Raw genomic sequence first — 16,933 nt, forward strand, 5'->3', positions numbered from 1 at the left:
GAACCGGCTCAGCACTGAGCGGCGAGCGTCACGTCGACGCCCACGCGGCGCTGCCCTTCTCCTCGACAGAGGCCGCTGCGGCGCGCTCCCGGCGCAGCACGCCGAGGACGAGGAGCACCTGCCCGACGACATACGTGAGCATCACCCAGAAGCCGTGCGCGGGCAGGGCGTACCAGGGCGCGAACGCGTCGAGGGCGATGAGCGCGTCGGACACGAGGAAGACCGCGCCGCCGACGGCGGCGAGGCGGTCCACGCCGGTCGCGGTCACGGCCATCAGCACGAGGCACGCGCCGTAGACGACGACCGGGACGAGGAGCGACCCGGCACCCGGCCCGCACGCGGCGACGAGGACGAGGAACGCGAGAAGGTACGGCGCGAGGGCGAGCGGACGGCGCAGCACGGACCCCGCGCGGTAGGGCCAGAACGCGAGCGTGTACGTCACCTGGGCGCACAGGAAGAAGCCCACCATGACGAGGAACGCGGCATCGCCGTCGGCGAGGTCGGGGGCGGTGTCGCCGAGCCACGAGAAGCCCAGCGCGACGAGCGTGAGGCGGACCAGCCGCGAGCGCCGGGCCGGGCCGTCGCCGTCGAGTCGTCGTGTCGCGAGCCACAGGCAGACGGCGAGGACGGGCATGAGGAACCACTGCGACGTGTCGGCGAGCGTCGAGGCGCCCGCGAGGTGGGCGACGAGGTGGACGAGGGTGAGCAGGGCGAGCGCGCCCCACGCGGCGAGCATGGGTGTCGGGACTCCTTCGGTGGTGCTGCCGGCGTCGTTGCCGGGACGAGCGATTGTAGGCCCGGACGTCGTCACCTCCGGACCGCGTCGTCGCGGGCCCCTGCGGCGACCGACTCCATCGCCGCCCAGCAGCGGGCGAGGAGCTCGGCGACGTCGGCGGGGCTCGATCCCCGGCCGCGCTCGGCCGGCAAGATCGTCAGCCGGATCGGCGGCCGCGGACGCCACCAGGGCCGACGGCCGTAGGTGAAGACCATCGGCACGACCGGCACGCCCAGCCGGCAGGCGTACACGAACGCGCCGCGCCGGAACGGCCGCAGCGTCGTGTCGTACATGACCAGCGCGCCCTCGGGGAAGAAGTGGACGCCCTGACCGGCGTCGACGGTCCGGCGCAGCCGCGCCTCGAACGCGGCGAGCTCTCCCGGCCCGCGGGGCAGCGGGACGGCGAGCAGGTGGCTGACCAGGACGCCCGCCACGGGCAGGTGGAAGTTCGAGGGCTGGGAGACGACGGCGGCCCTCCTGCCACGGAACTGCCCGGCGACCCACGGGCCGTCCAGGTAGTGCACGTGGTTCGCGACCGAGACGACCCCGCCGCGCTCGGAGGCGAGGTGCTCGCGCCCCGTGACCCGCAGCCCGTGGACGGCGTACCCGTACCACCGCACGACGGCCATGGCGACGTCGAAGAAGACGCCGTCGAAGCGGCTCCAGAGCCGTGGTGTCGTGTGCCGGCCCGGGCGGTCAGCGCCCATGCGAAGGCCCCCGCGCCCGGCCCTCGGTCTCGTCCCTGTCGACCGCTGCCGGGGTCGCCGTGTCCCTTCCCGGTCCCCGTCCCTCGTCGATCGCCTGGCGCAGCATGTCCTCGATCTGCGGGACGCACACGTCGAGCGCGTGCTCCCGGCCGACCGCGGCGTAGGCCGGGCCCATCAGGGCTCGCTCGTCGTCGTGCTCGACCCAGTAGTCGATCCTTCGCGCGAGGTCCCCCGCGTCCCCGGCGCGGAACAGGCTCCGCTCGTCGAGCGCGAACTGACCGGTCGCCGACGCGCGGGAGTCGGAGATCACGGGGACCAGGCCGGTCGCGACGGCCTCGAGACACCCGAGCGCCTCGATCTCCGCGTCGGCGGCGTGCACGTAGAGGTCGCTCGTCGCGAGCACGTCCCGGAGCTCGTCCTGGGTGAGGAACCCGATCCGCGGCGGGTGCGGCAGCGTCGCCCCCTGCTGCGCGTACCGCGCGGCGAGCGGCCCGCGACCGGCGAGCACGACCTGGATGCGGTCGGCGTGCCGGGACCGGCGCACCGCGTCGAGGAGCACGTCCTGCCGCTTCTCGCGTGACAGCCGGCCCGTCATGGTGATGACGAACCTGCCGTCCAGGTCGGCGCTCTTGGTCAGGCTCCGCGGGACGACGTGCGGGACGAACGCCGGATCGACGCCGTTCGACACCACGTGCAGGTTCGCCCGGTACCGGTGGGCGCGCAGCTCCTCGGCGATGAACCGGCTGGGGCAGTGGACGTGCCCGAACCGGTCGTAGAACGGCCGGAACACCGCGTACACGAGATCGTTGAGCGGCCCGACCCGCCCCACGCCGAGGCTGTACGTGACGTTCTCCGGCTGCACGTGGAACGCGGCGGTGGACGGGACGCCGAGCGCGTCCGCGAGCCGCTTGGCCCGGGAGCCGAGCCAGAACGGCGACATGACGTGCGCGACGTCGGCCCAGCCCAGGGCGTCGCGCAGCACGTCGTCGTCGGGCTTGGCGAGGACCCAACCCTGGCCCGCGATCACCCGGTCGAAGCCCGGGACGCCGAGCGGCTCCAGCCGGTAGTGCACGACGCCGTCCGCGCGGTTCTCAGGGTCGGTGTCACCCGGGCGGGTCGTGCCTCGGCAGCACGCGACGCGCACCTCGTGGCCGCGCCCACGCAGGGCGACGGCGAAGCGACGCGCGGAGATCGTGGTCCCGTTGGTGGGATCCTCGAACTGGTCGATGACGAGCAGGACGCGCACCCGCGGCTCCCTTGCGACGCGCGGCGCGTGGTCCGCGCCTGCTGACGGGATGGCGTCAGGCTAGGCGACCACCCTGGACCGGGCGCGGAACCGCCGGGGGCGTGTCGTCTCGTCCCTGGGTCGCTGCCGTGGCGGCGCCCCCGCGCGCGGGGCTCGCTGGTCAGCGCTGGGGTGCGGGTGCCCGCTCCGTGGGCGTGTCGGCGACCAGGACGCGCCCGTCGCGCACCTGGGCCGCGAAGACCGCCAGCGGCCTGCGGTCCTTGCCCCCGGCGTCGAGCACCGCGCCGGTGTCGACGTCCCACACCTGCTTGAGCATGGGGGTGGTGACCGTGTCGACGTCGCGCTCCACGCCGTCGTCGCCGGTCACGCGGTGCGTGCCGACGAGGCCGCGCGACATGACGTTGGCGCCCGAGTACGGGTCCCGCTGCTGGACGGCGCGCACGGTGCCGTCGGCGAGCCGGAAGACCGCGACCTGGGTGTCGCCCAGGAGCGCGCCGGCCCCGCGCTCCGGGTCGAGGTCGTCGAGCGCGCAGATGTCGACGAACGTGCTCATCGGGCCTCCTCCAGCTCAACGCGGGCGGCGAGGAGCGCGACGTCGCGAGCGACGCGCGGGTCGGGGTAGGCGACGGCGTCGCCCTCGTCCGCGGGACGGACCTGGCCGCGCTCGGGGACGAACGCGAGGTCGCCGTCGACCGCCTCAGGCGCGTTGACGAACGGCGTGAACTTGCGCAGCTTGGCCGGGTCGGCGAGCGTCGCGCCCCACTCGTCCTCGTAGTCGCGCACGTGCTCGGCCATCGCGGCCTCGAGCTGGTCCGCGATCCCGAGCGAGTCCTCGACGACGACGCGCCGCAGCTCGTCCAGCCCTCCCGCGCGCTCCGCGACCCACGGCGCCGTGCGCTGCAGGCGGTCGGCCTCCTGGACGTAGAGCATGAGGAACCGGTCGACGTAGCGGACCAGGGTCTCGTCGTCGAGGTCCTCGGCGAGGAGCTGGGCGTGGGCCGGCTGGGCTCCGCCGTTGCCGCCGACGTAGAGGTTCCAGCCCTTGTGCGTCGCGATGATCCCGACGTCCTTGCCGCGCGCCTCCGCGCACTCGCGCGCGCAGCCCGAGACGCCGAACTTGATCTTGTGCGGCGAGCGCAGCCCGCGGTAGCGCAGCTCGAGCCGGACCGCCATCGCCGACGAGTCCTGCACGCCGAACCGGCACCACGTGCGCCCGACGCACGTCTTCACCGTGCGCAGCGACTTCCCGTACGCGTGCCCGGACTCAAAGCCCACGGCGGTCAGGCGCCGCCAGATCTCCGGGAGCTGGTCGAGCCGCGCGCCGAACATCGCCAGCCGCTGGCCGCCGGTCACGCGCACGTAGAGCCCGAAGTCGTCGGCGACCTTCGCGAACTCCAGGAGCTGGTCGGCACGCACCTCTCCCCCGGGCATCCGTGGGATCACCGAGTACGTGCCGTTCTTCTGCAGGTTCGCCATGACGTGGTCGTTGGTGTCCTGCAGCGCGGCCTGCTCGCCCTCCAGGACGTGCCCGCGACGCAGGGTCGAGAGGATCGACGCGACCGTCGGGCGGCAGACCGCGCACCCGCGCCCTGTCCCGTGCGCCGCGACGACCTCGGTGAACGTGCGGAGGCCCTCCTCGCGGACGAGCCGGTACAGCGTGGCGCGGGACATCGCGAAGTGCTCGCACAGCGCGTCCGAGACCGTGACGCCCGCCCGGGAGAGCTCGGCGTTCAGCAGCTTGGTGAGCGCAGGCACGCACGACCCGCACACCGTGCCGGCCGTCGTGCACTCCTTGACCTGCCCGATCGTCCGGCAGCCGCGCTCGGTCACGGCCGAGCGGACCGTCCCGGCGTCGACGTTGTTGCACGAGCACACGACGGCCTCGTCGGGCAGCTCGGTGTCGGCCAGGCCCTCGCCGTCGGGCGCGATGACGGCGGCGGGGTCGGCGCCGAGGGGGCGGCCGAGCAAGGGTCGCAGCGCGGAGTAGAGCTCGATGTCGCCGACGAACACTCCACCCAGCAGCGTCGTCGCGTCGTCCGAGAGCACGAGCTTGCGGAACCGGCGGTGGATCGGGTCGACGAACGACACCTCCAGCGCGCCCGCGCTCACCGCGTTGACGTCGCCGAACGACGCCGCCTCGACGCCCACGCCCTTGAGCTTCGTGCCGTCATCGGCGCGGCGGTGCACGCGCTCGCCACCGAGGAAGCGGTCGACGACGACGTCCGCCATGTCGTTCCCCGGCGCGACCAGGCCCGCGCACACGCCGTCGACCGACGCGCACTCGCCGATCGCCCAGACACCCGGGTCGGACGTCTGGCAGGCCTCGCCGACGACGACGCCGCCGCGCTCGCCGATGGCCAGGCCCGCCTCGCGCGCCACGCGGTCACGCGGGCGGATGCCCACGGAGAAGACGACGACGTCCGTCGGGAGCGCGGACCCGTCGGTCAGCTCGACGGACCCCACGGACCCGTCGCCCGCGGGCAGGAACCGGTGGGCGCCCGCGCCCGTGCGCACCGTGACGCCCAGGTCCTCGATCAGCAGGCGCAGCATCTCGCCGCCGCCCTGGTCGAGCTGGACGCTCATGAGGCGATCGGCGAACTCGACGACGGTGGCCTCGGCGCCCAGGCGCTGGAGCGCGGCGGCTGCCTCGAGACCAAGGACGCCGCCGCCCACGACGACGCCGCGCACCGCCCGGCCCAGCGCCCGCTCGCGCAGGCGGACCCACTCGGCCAGCCGCTCGACGTCGTCCAGCGTGCGGTACGTGAACAGGCCCGGCAGGTCCGTGCCCTCCGCGCGCGGCGTCCACGCCCACGAGCCCGTCGCGAGCACCGCGCGGTCGTAGTGGACCTGGCGCCCCGAGCGGGTCGTCACGACGCTCGCCGTGCGGTCCAGCGACGCGACCGCGTCACCCGCGACGAGCGTGACGCGCGGGTCGTCCCACACGCCGCGGTCGAGCGCGAGCGCCTGGGCGTCGCGCGCGTCGAACCACTCCGACAGGTGCACGCGGTCGTACGGCTCGTGCGGCTCGTCGCCGATCACCGTGAGCGACCAGCCGCCCTCGGGGTCGCGCGAGCGCAGGCCCGCGACCAGGCGGTGGGCCGTCATGCCGGCGCCGACGACGACGATCCGGTCGCCGTCCAGGGGACCGCCGGCGGCGGGAACGAGCGCGTCCGACGGGGAGTGAGAGAGGGAGGCCACGAGGAGCACTTTCGAGAGGCGGGGGCTGCGTCGAGGTCCCGGTCCGGGTGCGACCGGTGCCCTGCTCCCGACCCTAGGGGAGGTGGTCTGACCACATCACCCGTCTGGGACCAAGGTCCTCAGTACCCCCATCGAAGGCCATCACGTGCGCGCCCCGGCGCGGTGCGGACGGCACGACGCCGCGCCCCCAGGACGGGGACGCGGCGTCGGGAGGTGGGCGCGTCGGACGTCGGCCGCGGTGGCCGGACGACCGTGCGCGAGACCGTGCGTCAGACGTTCGCGAGCTCGCGGTCCTCGTCCGCCACGGACCGCTGGTCCTCGTAGCGACGCACGACGCGGCTCACGGTGGACCGCGACGCCGAGACCTTCTGGGCGATCTCGCGCTGGTTCATGCCCTGGCGGGCGAGCTCGACGATGCGGCGGTCGCGCTCCGCGGTCGGGTCCTCGCCGAGCGACGCGTCGTCGGCCTCCGTCGCCGCGGCCTGCGCACCGTTCGTGCCGCCGACGAGGTCGAAGACCTCGACGCGCCGGGTGTGACCCGTCACGGCCGGGGGCTCCACGACCGGCGCCGTGCTGTCGTCCTCCGGAGCGGGCTGGTCCCAGGGGAGCGGACGCCCGAACAGCTCCTTCACCCGCGCCTCGAGATCGGGGAGCGCCTCGAACGCCGTCTCGGGCACGTAGGGCTTCTCGTCGTTCGCCTCGCGCGCAGGCTCGATCTCCGGCTCCGGCTCCGGCTCCACGTCCCGCTCGACGGCGGGCGCCTCGGCCGGTGCGACGGCGGCCGCGCTCTCCTGGCGCTGCTCGACCGCCGGAAGGTCGCGGGCCTGCTCGACGGGCGTCGGGGTCTCCGTGCGGACCTCGGCGTCGCGCGCGGACTCCAGCGCGAGGGTCTCCTGGCGGTGCGTCTCGACGAGCGTCGCGGCCGGCGCGGCGGTCCGGGCCACGACGACTGCCGCCGCCTCGGTCGGCCCGGCGACCTCGGCCGACCCGCGGGCGGTGCCGCGCTTCACCGAGCTCGCCCCGATGAGGTCGAGCCGGTTGCCGTGGCGCTCCGCCGCCTCGAGGCGGTCGACCCAGACCTGCATGCGGCGCTCGAAGTCCTCGACCGTCAGCAGCTTGAGCGCGGCGTCGCGAGCGGCGCGCTGGCGCTCGTGCGCGGCGCGGACCTTGCGCAGGTCCCCGGCCGAGCCAGCGCTGTCGGCGCGTGCGTCGCGCCACTGCTCCAGCGCGGAGACGTACCCGTGGACGCGCAGCTCACGACGACGCTCCTCGAGCGTGTGGCCCGTCACCATGTGCCGCTCCCCCACGAGGGCCAGGTGCCACATGAGCGCGGCCACCAGCGGCGGCACGAACCGGAACACCACCATGTACGGGGTGCTCGCCGTCGGGACCGCGATCTCGTGCAGCGCCGCGAACAGACCCGACGTGCCCGAGAGCACCCACGTCAGCGCGAGGAGCACCCCGTACGGGCGGCCCTCCAGCGCCGCGTTGCGCGCCATGAGCGCCACGGCGACGAGGCTGATCTCGAGGAAGCCCGCGAGCCCGTACGCCTCGAGCGGCGACATGTGCGCCACCTCGAGTCCGAACAGGACCATGCCGCTGTACGCCAGCGCGGTGGCGATGGTCGCCGCGATGACCACCGCGACCATCGGGAGGTGCCGGCCGCGATAGCGCACCTGCCGCGGGGAACCGCCCGCGCCGGTCTGGTCCTGCTGTGTCACGTCATCCTCCGAAAAGTGGTGTGGGCGCACATATCCCAACACTCAGGACAGTCCTCGTCAACGCACCGGAAGGATCGCAATCGGATCGTGAGCAGCGGAGGTCCGGAGCGGCACGTCCGCGGGCCGCACCCTGCGGGTCGTACGGCCGGAGACAGCACGACGCCGCGCCCCCGAGGGGACGCGGCGTCGTGGACGGACGGGTGGATCGTCAGACGTTGAACCCCAGCGCGCGGAGCTGGTCCTTGCCGTCGTCGGTGATCTTCTCCGGGCCCCACGGCGGCATCCAGACCCAGTTGACGCGGAAGCCGTCGACGAGGCCCTCGAGGGCCTGCGCGGACTGGTCCTCGATGACGTCGGTCAGCGGGCACGCCGCGGACGTGAGGGTCATGTCGATGACGGCGTGGTTGTTCTGGTCGATCTGGATGCCGTAGACGAGGCCGAGGTCGACGACGTTGATGCCGAGCTCGGGGTCGATGACGTCGCGCATCGCCTCTTCGACGTCGGCGACGTTCGGCGGGCTGGGCGCGACGCCCTCGGCAGGTGCGCCGGTCTCGGTGGTCATCGGTTCTCCTCCGTCGTTCCCCGCGCGGCGAGCGCCGCGTCGGAAGCTGCTGCGGTGCGGGCGCTCAGCGCGCCCGAGGTGACGAGCGAGTCGCGCAGCGCGGCCCAGCCGAGCAGGGCGCACTTGATGCGAGCAGGGTACTGCGAGACGCCCGTGAACACCGTGGCGTCGCCCAGCTCGTCCTCCGCGGCCTCGTCGAGGCCCTTGCCGCGCGAGCCCATGAGCTCGCGGAAGACCTCGCCCAGGTGCTCGGCCTCGGTCACGGGCCGCCCCGACACGAGGTCGGTGAGCACGGACAGGGACGCCTGCGAGATGCTGCAGCCCTGTCCCTCCCAGCTCACGCGGCCGATCGTGTCGCCGGCGAGCTCGACGCGCAGCGTCACCTCGTCGCCGCACGTGGGATTCACCTGGTGCGACTGGCCGCTCGCCGCGCCGTCCGCCACCTCGACCAGGCCCCGGCCGTGCGGGGTCTTCGCGTGGTCGAGGATGACCTGCTGGTACATCTGCTCGATCGAGCTCATCGGGTCCTCTCTCAGTCCACCGAGAAGAACGCGCGCACCCCGGCCAATGCTTCCCGGAACGCGTCGACGTCCTCGCGCGTGGTGTACACCGACGCGGACGCGCGCGCGGTCGCGGCGATCCCGAAGCGGCGGTGCAGGGGCTGGGCGCAGTGGTGACCGACGCGCACGGCGATGCCGGCGTCGTCGAGCACCTGGCCGACGTCGTGCGCGTGCACGCCGTCCACGACGAACGACACGACCGCGAGGCGGTCGGCCGGCTCGCGCGGGCCGATGATGCGCACGCCGGGGATCTCCCCGATCCGCAGCAGCTCGGCGGCCAGCTCGTGCTCGTGCGCCGCGACGCCCTCCATGCCGAGCTCGTGCAGGTACTTCGCGGCGGCGCCGAACCCGACGACCTGCGCGACGGCCTGCGTGCCCGCCTCGAACCGCTGCGGCGGGGCCATGTACGACGACTCGGTCATCGTGACGACCTCGATCATCGACCCGCCGGTCGTCACGGGCGGCAGCGCCTCGAGCAGCTCGCGCCGCCCGTACAGTGCGCCGACGCCTGTCGGCCCGAGCATCTTGTGCGCCGAGAACGCCGCGAAGTCCACGCCGAGCGCGGGCAGGTCCACCGGCAGGTGCGGCACGGACTGGCACGCGTCGAGCACGGTGAGCGCCCCGACCTCGCGCGCGCGGGCCACGATCGGCTCGACGGGCGTGATCGCGCCCGTCACGTTCGACACGTGCGCGAACGCGACGACCCGCGTCCGCTCCGTGATGACCGTCGCGGCGTCCTCGACGCGCACGCGCCCGTCGTCGTCCACCTCGAACCAGCGCAGGACGGCGCCCGTGCGGGCGGCGAGCTCCTGCCACGGCACGATGTTCGCGTGGTGCTCCGCCTCCGTGATGACGATCTCGTCGCCCGGCGCGAGCGCGAAGCGGCGGGCCGCCTCTCCCCCGCGGCCGAGCGTCGCGTTCGAGATCCCGTACGCGACGAGGTTGATCGCGGCCGTCGCGCCGGAGGTCCAGACGATCTCGCCCGGACGTGCCCCGACGAACGCCGCGACGTCCGCGCGGGCGTCCTCGAACGCCTCGGTCGCCTCCTCGGCGAGCTGGTGCGCGCCGCGGTGCACGGCCGCGTTGCGCTCCTCGTAGAAGTCGACCTCGGTGTCGAGGACGACCTGCGGCTTCTGCGACGTCGCCGCGGAGTCGAGGTAGACGAGCGGACGACCACCGCGCACGGTGCGCTCGAGCAGCGGGAAGTCCGCCCGCACGGCGGCGAGCTCGGTCGCCGTCAGGGGGGAGCTGTGCGCGGTGGTCGTCATGGTCGTCTCCTCAGAGGTGGTGCTGCCGCTCAGGCCGAGGCGGCCGAGGCGGACTCGACCGAGCCGGAGAGGTAGCGGTCGTAGCCCTCCTCCTCCAGGCGGTCGGCCAGCTCCGAGCCACCCTCCTCGGCGACCTTGCCGTCGACGAAGACGTGGACGAAGTCCGGCTTGATGTAGCGCAGGATGCGCGTGTAGTGCGTGATGAGCAGGATGCCCGCGTCCGTCGCGCCGTGGACGCGGTTCACGCCCTCGGAGACGATGCGCAGCGCGTCGACGTCGAGGCCCGAGTCCGTCTCGTCGAGGACGGCGAACTTCGGCTTGAGGAGCTCCATCTGGAGGATCTCGTGGCGCTTCTTCTCACCACCGGAGAAGCCCTCGTTGACCGAGCGCTCGGCGAAGGAGTCGTCCATGCGCAGGCGCTCCATGGCGCCCTTGACGTCCTTGACCCAGTGGCGCAGCGCGGGGGCCTCGCCGTCGATCGCGGTCTTCGCGGTGCGCAGGAAGTTCGACACGGAGACGCCGGGGACCTCGACCGGGTACTGCATGGCGAGGAACAGGCCCGCGCGGGCGCGCTCGTCGACGCTCATCGCGAGGACGTCCTCGCCGTCGAGCGTCACCGTACCGCTGGTGACCTGGTACTTGGGGTGGCCGGCGATCGAGTAGGCGAGCGTGGACTTGCCCGAGCCGTTCGGGCCCATGATGGCGTGGACCTCGCCGCTGGCGATCGTCAGGTCGACGCCGCGCAGGATCGGCTTCGGCCCTTCCTTGGTGTCGACGCTGACGTGCAGGTCGCGGATCTCGAGAGTGGACATGTGGTTCTTCTCCAAGAGGTTCTGGTGAGCCGTGGGGCGCGCGCGGCGCGCCAGGTCAGTGCTGGTGGGTCGGCTGACGGGTCAGGTGGGAGCGACGACGCGGTCGACGTCGACGAGCACCTGCTCGCCGTCGACCGTCACCGGGTACACGGGCACGGGGCGCATCGCGGGGAGCGCGGTCGGCATGCCGGTCCGCACGTCGAACTGCGAGCCGTGCAGCCAGCACTCGACGAAGCAGCCCTCGACCTCGCCGTCCGACAGGGACACGGCCCCGTGGGAGCAGATGTCCGAGATCGCGTGCCAGTCGCCGTCCCCGTCGCGGATGACCGCGACCTCGACGACGCGCCCGTCCTCGGCCGGGAGCTCGACGCGGAGCGCCTCCTCCGGGCCGAGGTCGGACGTCGTGCAGGCGGGCTGTGCGGTCACGCCGTCGCCTCGGCGGGCTCGGCGCTCCCGTCGATGATCGACATGGACTTGCTCAGCTCGCGCTCGATCGCCTCGAGCAGGCGCTCCTCGACCGACGCGACGCCGATCTCCTGGATGAGCTCGGCGAAGAAGCCGCGGACGACGAGGCGGCGCGCCTCGGTCTCCGGGATGCCGCGAGCCTGCAGGTAGAAGAGCTGCTCGTCGTCGAACCGGCCGGTCGCGGACGCGTGCCCCGCGCCCTCGATCTCGCCCGTCTCGATCTCGAGGTTCGGCACCGAGTCCGCGCGCGCGCCGTCCGTGAGGACGAGGTTGCGGTTGAGCTCGTAGGTGTCCGTGCCCTCGGCCTCGGCCTGGATCAGCACGTCCCCGACCCACACGGCGTGCGCGCCCTCGCCCTGGAGCGCGCCCTTGTACGTGACGCGCGACTTGCAGCGCGGCACGGCGTGGTCGACGAACAGGCGGTGCTCCTGATGCTGGTCCGCGTCCGCGAAGTAGAGGCCGACCATCTCGACGTCGCCGCCCTCGGCCGTGAACGTCGCGTCCGGGGTGATGCGCACGACGTCGCCGCCGAGCGTCACGACCACGTGCTTGAGCCGCGCGTCGCGCCCGATGCGGGCGCGGTGCGACGACGCGTGCACGGCGCCGTCGGCCCAGTCCTGGACGGACACGACCGTGAGGTGCGCGCCGTCCTCGACGACGATCTCGACCGTCTCGTTGAGCGTCGCGGTCCCGACGTGGTCGAGCACGACGACGGCCTCCGAGTGCCGCTCGGCGCGCACGAGGACGTGGCTCGCGGTCGGCGTCGTGCCGTGACCCTCGACGCGCACGGACGTCACGTCGGACGCGACGGCCTCCTTGGGCACCGTGACGACCGTGGCCTGCTCGAACGCGTTCCACGCCGTGACGGCCGTGCGGTCGCCGGGCTTGCCGGCCGTGCCGAGCCGCTCGTCGTCGCGACCGACGATCGCGACCTCGACCTCGGGGGCCTCGACGACCGTGACGCGCACGTCGCCGCCGCCGCTCTGCCCGACGAGCTTCTCGTCGAACAGCGGCGCGAGGCGCGCGACGGGCGAGAAGCGCCACTCCTCCTCGCGCCCGGAGGGCACGGGGATGTCGGCGAGGTCGAACGACGTGAGCCGCTCGGCGCGCGAGCCCTGGGGCACGACGCCGTGCGAGTGCGCCCCGTCGGCCTGCGCGCGCGAGTGGTCGGTGGTCAGACCGGCCTCTTCGGGAATGGTGGTGGTGGTCATATCAGCCGACGGACCCTTCCATCTGCAGCTCGATGAGGCGGTTGAGCTCGAGCGCGTACTCCATGGGCAGCTCGCGCGCGATGGGCTCGACGAACCCGCGCACGATCATGGCCATCGCCTCGGTCTCCTCCATGCCTCGGGACATGAGGTAGAACAGCTGGTCCTCGCTCACCCGCGAGACCGTCGCCTCGTGCCCCATGGACACGTCGTCCTCGCGGACGTCGACGTACGGGTAGGTGTCGGACCGGGAGATCTGGTCGACGAGCAGCGCGTCGCACAGCACGGTCGAGGCCGAGTGCGAGGCGCCCTCGAGGACCTGGACCAGGCCGCGGTACGACGTGCGGCCACCGCCGCGCGCGACCGACTTCGACACGATGGACGACGACGTGTGCGGCGCCGCGTGGACCATCTTGGCCCCGGCGTCCTGGTGCTGGCCCTCGCCCGCGAACGCGATCGAGAGCGTCTCGCCGCGCGCGTGCTCGCCGAGCAGGTAGATCGCCGGGTACTTCATGGTGACCTTGGAGCCGATGTTGCCGTCGACCCACTCCATCGTCGCGCCCTCGGCCGCGGTCGCCCGCTTGGTCACGAGGTTGTACACGTTGTTCGACCAGTTCTGGATGGTCGTGTACCGCACGCGGGCGTTCTTCTTGACGATGATCTCGACGACCGCGGAGTGCAGCGAGTCCGACGAGTAGATCGGCGCGGTGCAGCCCTCGACGTAGTGCACGTACGAGCCCTCGTCCGCGATGATCAGCGTCCGCTCGAACTGGCCCATGTTCTCCGTGTTGATGCGGAAGTAGGCCTGGAGCGGGATCTCGACGTGCACGCCCGGGGGCACGTAGACGAACGACCCGCCCGACCACACGGCCGAGTTGAGCGCGGCGAACTTGTTGTCGCCCGAGGGGATGACGGTGCCGAAGTACTCCTGGAAGAGCTCCGGGTGCTCGCGCAGCGCGGTGTCCGTGTCGAGGAAGATGACGCCCTGGCGCTCGAGCTCCTCGTTGATCTGGTGGTAGACCACCTCGGACTCGTACTGCGCGGCGACGCCCGCGACGAGGCGCTGCTTCTCCGCCTCGGGGATCCCGAGCTTGTCGTACGTCTCCTTGATGTCCTCGGGCAGGTCGTCCCACGAGGCGGCCTGCTTCTCCGTGGAGCGCACGAAGTACTTGATGTTGTCGAAGTCGATGCCCGTGAGGTCGGAGCCCCAGCTCGGCATGGGCTTCTTGTCGAAGAGGCGCAGGGCCTTGAGCCGCGTCTTGAGCATCCACTCGGGCTCGTCCTTCAGCGCCGAGATGTTGCGCACGACGTCCTCGGACAGGCCGCGCTGTGCGGCCTCGCCGGCGGCGTCGCTGTCGTGCCAGCCGTATCCGTAGGCACCGATCGAGGCGATGATCTCGTCGTCGGTCTGCTTCTCACCGGTCGGCTGGGCCGTGCCGGTGGCGTCCTGGGTGGGAGCGCTCATGGTCGTCCTTCCACTGTCCGTCGTGTGCGGGCGGGGGCAGTCGGTACAAGGTTCGTGCGGGGGGTGTCGTGCGTGCCTCGGGGCGGCGGTGCGCCCCTCGGGTCAGGTCTCGCCCGACGTCGGGCGACCGCGCGCCCGGACGTCGTGGTCGTGGCCTGCGTGAGCATGGCCGTCGTGGTCTCGGAGCGGGCGGGCCGCCCGCGGTGCGGGCACCGGGACGGGCATGCCCACCGGGACGTTCGTCGTGCACGCGTGCGCGCCCGTCGCGAGCGTCGAGAGGCGCTGCACGTGCGAGCCGAGCAGCTTGGCGAAGACCTGCGCCTCCGCCTCGCACAGCTGCGGGAACTCCTCGGCCACGTGCTGCACCGGGCAGTGGCCCTGGCACAGCTGGACCGCGGAGGTGCCGGGCACGGGGCGCACGCTCGCCGCGTAGCCGTCGTCCGCGAGCGCCGCCGCGAGCTGGGCGGCCCGGCCCTCGACGTCGCCCGCGTCGAGCCGACCCGCGTAGCGGTCGGCGAGCTCGGCGAGCCGGTCCTGGGCGAAGCGCTCGACGGCGTCCGGGCCCGCGACGTCGCGCAGGTACCGCAGCGCCTGGGTCGCGAGGTCGGCGTAGGTGCCGCTGAGCTCACCCTGTCCGGCCGACGTCGTCACGTACCGCCGCGCGGGGCGTCCGCGCATCCCGGTGGGGTGCCCGGCGTCGTGCACGGCGACGAGATCGTCCTCCTCGAGGAGGGCGAGGTGGCGCCGGACGGCGGCGGGGGTGATCCCGAGCGTGGCGGCGAGGTCGGCGGCGCTCACGGGGCCCGCGCTCGCCACGAGCTCGAGCACGCGCTCGCGCGTGCGGCGGTCGACGTCGGCGGCGGGCACAGCGGTCGGCGCCGCGGTCTGACCGCCTGCGGGGGTGGCAGCGCGCAGCGCGTCCGGTCGGACGGATCCTGCGGCCATGCTCACCTCCCGTGGTTCGTCCCGTGGGCGCGCGTGCGCTTGGCGCGGCCTGACACGGGGTGACAGATCTGGAACCGATATAGACAACATGGTTGTTCCCTAATTGCCCGAACGCAAGCAAGGCGACCCTCAGACCACCCCCTGAGGTGTCGAGATGTGGCGTACGCGACACCCGTGCGGTCCGGGCCGGGCGCCGACCCTGATCGGCGGACCCGCCCCCTAGAATCGGCCGGGTGCCCGCCCCCGCCGTGCTCGTGCACGACCTCGTCAAGCGCTACGACGGTCGTGCCGTCGTCGACGGCGTGTCCCTGACTGCCGAGCTGGGCGCGATCACCGCGGTGCTCGGCCCCAACGGCGCCGGCAAGACCACGACGGTCGAGTGCTGCGAGGGCCTGCGCTCCCCGGACGCCGGACGTGTCGAGGTCCTCGGGCTCGACCCCCTGACCGACGCGCGCGACCTGCGCCCGCGCGTCGGCGTCATGCTCCAGGACGGCGGGCTGCCGACGGGCGTGCGCGCCCTGGAGATGCTGCGGCACGTCGCGTCGATGTACGCGCGGCCGCGCGACGTCGGCGAGCTCACCGAGCGCCTCGGCCTGGAGAGCTTCGCGCGCACGACCGTCCGGCGGCTGTCCGGCGGCCAACGGCAGCGCCTCGCGCTCGCCGCGGCGATCGTCGGGCGTCCGGAGGTCGTCTTCCTCGACGAGCCGAGCGCGGGGATGGACCCGCAGAGCCGCCACGCCGTGTGGGAGCTCGTGCGAGAGCTGCGCGCCGAGGGCGTGGGGATCGTCCTCACCACGCACCTCATGGACGAGGCGGAGGACCTGGCCGACCACGTCTACGTCGTCGACCACGGGAAGGTCATCGCCGCGGGCGCGACGCGCGACCTGCTCGAGACCGGCGCCGACGGCGAGGCGGACCGCACCGTCCGCTTCGAGGCGACTCCTGCGCTCGACCTGGGCGGCCTGCGCGCCGCGCTCGCCGGGACGGGCGTGCCCGACGGCGTCGCCCCGGGCGCGTGGGCCATCGCCGAGCCGCAACCCGGCTCGTACACCCTCACCGGCCCCGCCGACCCCGCGACGCTCGTGGCACTGACGACGTGGCTCGCCGCGCGCGGCGTCCTCGCGTCGCGCGTCACGGTGGGCCGCCGCACGCTCGAGGACGTGTTCCTCGACCTCACGGGACGGCACCTGCGATGAGCGCGACCCCGACGTCGACCACGCCCGAGGCCGAGAGCCGGACGGGGGCCGCCGAGCTCGCCGCACCCGCGTGGCGCCGCGTGGTGGCCCAGACGGCGTTCGAGACGCGCATGATCCTGCGCAACGGCGAACAGCTCCTCGTGACGATCATCCTGCCCGTCATGCTCCTGCTCGGGCTCGTCCTCACGTCCTTCGTGGACCTCGACACGGGCGGCGCGACGCGCGTCGACTTCGTGACGCCGGGCGTGCTCGCGCTCGCCGTGATGTCGACGGCGTTCACGTCCCAGGCCATCGCGACCGCGTTCGACCGACGCAACGGCGTCCTGCGCCTCATGTCGACCACTCCCCTGGGCCGCGGCGGTCTCCTCGCGGGAAAGGTGCTCGGCGTCCTCGCGGTCGAGGTCGTGCAGGTCGTCGTCATCACGGGGGTCGCGCTCGCGCTTGGCTGGCAGCCCGACCCTGCAGGCATCCCCGCGGCCGTGCTCGCGGTGCTGCTCGGGACCGCCGCCTTCACGTCGCTCGCGATGCTGCTCGCCGGGACGCTGCGCGCCGAGGGCGTCCTCGCCGTCGCGAACCTCGTCCTCGTGCTGCTCACCGTCGGCGGCGGCGTCCTCGTCCCGGCCGACCAGCTCCCCGGACCGCTCGAGCACGTCGCGCTCCTGCTGCCGTCGGGTGCGCTCGGCGAGGCGATGCGCGGCGCGCTGCTCGACGGTGCTGTGCCGCCGTTCTCCGTCGTCGTGCTGCTCGGCTGGACCGCCGCGCTCGGCTGGGGCGCGGGCAAGCTCTTCCGCTGGACCTGAGCCCG

At 73.4% G+C, this 16,933-nt stretch carries 16 protein-coding genes; 2 read left to right on the forward strand and 14 right to left on the reverse strand.

Going from position 1 to position 16,933, the window contains the following annotated elements; genetic code table 11:
- Window positions 1-28: 28 nt before the first annotated feature.
- The 14 genes from FIC82_RS12920 to FIC82_RS12985 form a co-directional block, all read right to left on the reverse strand.
- Window positions 29-736, reverse strand: a complete 708-nt coding sequence (locus FIC82_RS12920) for a lysoplasmalogenase (protein WP_154798820.1) — start codon at window positions 734-736, stop codon at window positions 29-31.
- Between the two features lie 71 nt (window positions 737-807).
- Window positions 808-1,482, reverse strand: coding sequence for a lysophospholipid acyltransferase family protein (locus tag FIC82_RS12925; protein ID WP_154798821.1), 675 nt, complete (start codon window positions 1,480-1,482; stop codon window positions 808-810).
- Complete coding sequence (locus tag FIC82_RS12930) at window positions 1,472-2,728, reverse strand: glycosyltransferase (RefSeq protein ID WP_168731829.1); 1,257 nt, start codon at window positions 2,726-2,728, stop codon at window positions 1,472-1,474. The genes FIC82_RS12925 and FIC82_RS12930 overlap by 11 nt, the downstream gene beginning before the upstream one ends.
- A gap of 160 nt (window positions 2,729-2,888) precedes the next feature.
- On the reverse strand, window positions 2,889-3,281 hold the full coding sequence (locus FIC82_RS12935) for a nitrite reductase (NAD(P)H) small subunit (protein WP_154798822.1): 393 nt from the start codon (window positions 3,279-3,281) through the stop codon (window positions 2,889-2,891).
- On the reverse strand, window positions 3,278-5,833 hold the full coding sequence (nirB, locus tag FIC82_RS12940) for a nitrite reductase large subunit NirB (protein WP_253691804.1): 2,556 nt from the start codon (window positions 5,831-5,833) through the stop codon (window positions 3,278-3,280). Before nirB ends, FIC82_RS12935 begins: the two co-directional genes overlap by 4 nt.
- A gap of 362 nt (window positions 5,834-6,195) precedes the next feature.
- On the reverse strand, window positions 6,196-7,647 hold the full coding sequence (locus FIC82_RS12945; protein ID WP_154798823.1) for a helix-turn-helix domain-containing protein: 1,452 nt from the start codon (window positions 7,645-7,647) through the stop codon (window positions 6,196-6,198).
- A 208-nt stretch (window positions 7,648-7,855) separates the two neighbouring features.
- The gene (locus tag FIC82_RS12950) at window positions 7,856-8,209 is read right to left on the reverse strand and encodes a metal-sulfur cluster assembly factor (RefSeq protein WP_154798824.1); all 354 of its coding nucleotides are present in this window, start codon (window positions 8,207-8,209) and stop codon (window positions 7,856-7,858) included.
- Window positions 8,206-8,730 (reverse strand): Fe-S cluster assembly sulfur transfer protein SufU, encoded by a 525-nt coding sequence (gene sufU, locus FIC82_RS12955; RefSeq protein WP_154798825.1) that lies wholly within the window; start codon window positions 8,728-8,730, stop codon window positions 8,206-8,208. The genes FIC82_RS12950 and sufU overlap by 4 nt, the downstream gene beginning before the upstream one ends.
- An 11-nt stretch (window positions 8,731-8,741) precedes the next feature.
- A complete protein-coding gene (locus tag FIC82_RS12960) occupies window positions 8,742-10,037 on the reverse strand; it encodes a cysteine desulfurase (RefSeq protein ID WP_154798826.1) in 1,296 nt (431 codons plus the stop codon).
- Window positions 10,038-10,066: 29 nt separating this feature from the next.
- Window positions 10,067-10,849, reverse strand: coding sequence for a Fe-S cluster assembly ATPase SufC (sufC, locus tag FIC82_RS12965; RefSeq protein WP_154798827.1), 783 nt, complete (start codon window positions 10,847-10,849; stop codon window positions 10,067-10,069).
- A gap of 81 nt (window positions 10,850-10,930) precedes the next feature.
- Window positions 10,931-11,275: a non-heme iron oxygenase ferredoxin subunit gene (locus tag FIC82_RS12970; RefSeq protein WP_047234320.1), complete on the reverse strand. Its 345-nt coding sequence runs from the start codon at window positions 11,273-11,275 to the stop codon at window positions 10,931-10,933.
- Window positions 11,272-12,525, reverse strand: coding sequence for a Fe-S cluster assembly protein SufD (gene sufD / locus FIC82_RS12975; RefSeq protein ID WP_154798828.1), 1,254 nt, complete (start codon window positions 12,523-12,525; stop codon window positions 11,272-11,274). Before sufD ends, FIC82_RS12970 begins: the two co-directional genes overlap by 4 nt.
- Before the next feature lies 1 nt (window position 12,526).
- Window positions 12,527-13,987: a Fe-S cluster assembly protein SufB gene (gene sufB, locus FIC82_RS12980; protein ID WP_141390547.1), complete on the reverse strand. Its 1,461-nt coding sequence runs from the start codon at window positions 13,985-13,987 to the stop codon at window positions 12,527-12,529.
- A 102-nt stretch (window positions 13,988-14,089) separates the two neighbouring features.
- Entirely contained in the window at window positions 14,090-14,932 is an 843-nt protein-coding gene (locus tag FIC82_RS12985; protein WP_154798829.1) for a helix-turn-helix transcriptional regulator, read from the reverse strand.
- Between the two features lie 233 nt (window positions 14,933-15,165).
- Here FIC82_RS12985 and FIC82_RS12990 point away from each other — a divergent pair, with 233 nt between their 5' ends.
- Together FIC82_RS12990 and FIC82_RS12995 are read left to right on the forward strand one after the other, a co-directional pair.
- Window positions 15,166-16,128 carry an ABC transporter ATP-binding protein gene (locus tag FIC82_RS12990; RefSeq protein ID WP_168731831.1) on the forward strand — a complete coding sequence of 321 codons (963 nt, stop codon included), beginning with the start codon at window positions 15,166-15,168 and terminating at the stop codon, window positions 16,126-16,128.
- Window positions 16,125-16,928 carry an ABC transporter permease gene (locus FIC82_RS12995; protein ID WP_154798830.1) on the forward strand — a complete coding sequence of 268 codons (804 nt, stop codon included), beginning with the start codon at window positions 16,125-16,127 and terminating at the stop codon, window positions 16,926-16,928. The genes FIC82_RS12990 and FIC82_RS12995 overlap by 4 nt, the downstream gene beginning before the upstream one ends.
- Window positions 16,929-16,933 lie beyond the last annotated feature (5 nt).

It is taken from the genome of Cellulosimicrobium protaetiae (genome assembly GCF_009708005.2).
GTDB classification, from domain to species: domain Bacteria; phylum Actinomycetota; class Actinomycetes; order Actinomycetales; family Cellulomonadaceae; genus Cellulosimicrobium; species Cellulosimicrobium protaetiae.

Bases quoted from the DNA above. Each gene is read 5' to 3' on its own strand.
- FIC82_RS12920 (WP_154798820.1), bottom strand. From the start codon at position 736: ATGCTCGCCGCGTGGGGCGCGCTCGCCCTGCTCACCCTCGTCCACCTC.
- FIC82_RS12925 (WP_154798821.1), bottom strand. From the start codon at position 1,482: ATGGGCGCTGACCGCCCGGGCCGGCACACGACACCACGGCTCTGGAGC.
- FIC82_RS12935 (WP_154798822.1), bottom strand. From the start codon at position 3,281: ATGAGCACGTTCGTCGACATCTGCGCGCTCGACGACCTCGACCCGGAG.
- nirB (WP_253691804.1), bottom strand. From the start codon at position 5,833: ATGACGGCCCACCGCCTGGTCGCGGGCCTGCGCTCGCGCGACCCCGAG.
- FIC82_RS12950 (WP_154798824.1), bottom strand. From the start codon at position 8,209: ATGACCACCGAGACCGGCGCACCTGCCGAGGGCGTCGCGCCCAGCCCG.
- sufU (WP_154798825.1), bottom strand. From the start codon at position 8,730: ATGAGCTCGATCGAGCAGATGTACCAGCAGGTCATCCTCGACCACGCG.
- FIC82_RS12960 (WP_154798826.1), bottom strand. From the start codon at position 10,037: ATGACGACCACCGCGCACAGCTCCCCCCTGACGGCGACCGAGCTCGCC.
- sufC (WP_154798827.1), bottom strand. From the start codon at position 10,849: ATGTCCACTCTCGAGATCCGCGACCTGCACGTCAGCGTCGACACCAAG.
- sufD (WP_154798828.1), bottom strand. From the start codon at position 12,525: ATGACCACCACCACCATTCCCGAAGAGGCCGGTCTGACCACCGACCAC.
- sufB (WP_141390547.1), bottom strand. From the start codon at position 13,987: ATGAGCGCTCCCACCCAGGACGCCACCGGCACGGCCCAGCCGACCGGT.
- FIC82_RS12985 (WP_154798829.1), bottom strand. From the start codon at position 14,932: ATGGCCGCAGGATCCGTCCGACCGGACGCGCTGCGCGCTGCCACCCCC.
- FIC82_RS12995 (WP_154798830.1), top strand. From the start codon at position 16,125: ATGAGCGCGACCCCGACGTCGACCACGCCCGAGGCCGAGAGCCGGACG.